This is a genomic window from Cohnella lupini, from assembly GCF_003386205.1.
In the GTDB taxonomy this organism is placed as follows: domain Bacteria; phylum Bacillota; class Bacilli; order Paenibacillales; family Paenibacillaceae; genus Cohnella; species Cohnella lupini.
Genome location: NZ_QRDY01000056.1, coordinates 1 through 1,670 on the forward strand (window position 1 = coordinate 1; position 1,670 = coordinate 1,670).

General features: G+C 43.5%; 1 protein-coding gene. It reads left to right on the top strand.

Annotated features, from left to right (window positions below; translation table 11 throughout):
• Window positions 1–89 precede the first annotated feature (89 nt).
• On the top strand, window positions 90–1,541 hold the full coding sequence (locus DFP95_RS28550; protein ID WP_115996077.1) for an IS1182 family transposase: 1,452 nt from the start codon (window positions 90–92) through the stop codon (window positions 1,539–1,541).
• Window positions 1,542–1,670: the final 129 nt, after the last annotated feature.

The following is a 1,670-nucleotide window of genomic DNA, read 5'->3' on the forward strand; positions in this document are numbered from 1 at the left end:
AAAAGGTACAGCAATCCTCAATTTATTGGGGAAGGCTGTACCTTTTCCTTGTATAATTAGGATATCAACCTGAAGTGGGTGGTCACCTAATGATTCAACAACAGCAAACGATGAAATTAAGTCCTTACATAGAACTTTATAACCTCATCATCCCAAAAGACAATACGCTTCGCCAAATCAATGATTTGGTCGATTTCTCTTTTATTTACGAAGAGCTGAAAGCGCGCTACTGTCTGGATAACGGTCGTAATGCGATTGACCCGATTCGCATGTTCAAGTACTTGCTTCTAAAAGCAATCTTTGAGCTGTCCGATGTCGATATCGTCGAGCGCTCCCGATACGACATGTCGTTTAAGTATTTTCTTGATATGGCGCCGGAAGACGACGTCATTGACGCCAGTTCGTTAACTAAATTTCGCAAATTACGTCTTAAGGATATGAATCTACTCGACATGCTGATTGGAAAAACCGTAGAAATTGCCCTTGAGAAAGGCATTATTACGAGCAAGTCCATCATCGTCGATGCCACGCATACAAAAGCGCGCTACAACCAGAAAACACCTCGAGAAGTGTTGCTAGAGCGCTCGCTGAAACTAAGGAAAGCCGTGTACATGGCTGACGAATCCTTGAAAGCCAAGCTTCCCGCCAAAAACACCAATGATGTGCTCGAAGATGAGATCTCTTACTGCCAAAAGCTCATTGCCGTGCTCGAGGCGCAAAGCGGTGTTTGCCAACTTCCCAAGATCAAAGAGCCCCTCAACTTCTTGAAGGAAGCTGTTGAAGACGATTTAGAGCAGCTGCGGATCTCGGAAGATCCGGATGCTAGAGTAGGTCATAAGAGTGCGGATTCATCGTTTTTCGGATACAAAACCCACATCGCCATGACCGAAGAACGAATCATTACAGCAGCTGTAGTCACAACGGGAGAGAAAAATGACGGCAAACAATTACAAACGTTGATTGAAAAGAGCAAAGCAACCGGCATGGAAGTTAAAACGGTTATTGGTGATACCGCATACTCCGAAAAGGAAAACATTAAGTACAGCAAGGACAACGAGATTGAGTTGGTCGCTAAACTTAATCCGTTAATTACGCAAGGGGTTCGCAAGAAGGAAGAAGAGTTCCAATTTAATAAAGATGCAGGCATGTATGTATGCAAGGCTGGCCATATGGCGGTTCGAAAAGCGCGGCAAGGTAAGAAAGGTGTCGGTACAAACCAAACGGAAACCTATTACTTCGATGTGGAAAGGTGCAAGATGTGTCCGCTCAAGGCAGGGTGCTACAAAGACGGAGCAAAGAGCAAATCTTACTCGGTGAGTATTAAATCCCTGGAGCACACGGAACAAATGAAGTTCCAAGAAAGCGAAGAATTCAGAATAAAAGCTAAGGAACGATATAAAATTGAAGCGAAGAACAGCGAACTCAAACATAGACACGGGTATGACGTAGCGTCTTCCTCGGGTTTATTAGGGCTAGAATTACAAGGCGCAATGGCGATCTTCGCCGTGAACCTTAAACGGATACTAAAGCTGAATGAGTAAAGGAAAATGGTAAAAGCACGTTTTATATAAGCAAAGACGACTTATATCCCAATTTTAGGGAGTAGAAGTCGTCTTTTTCTTCGCTCATCTTAAGGCTTAAATTAAAACAGTTAGTTCTTCAGTGGCCTC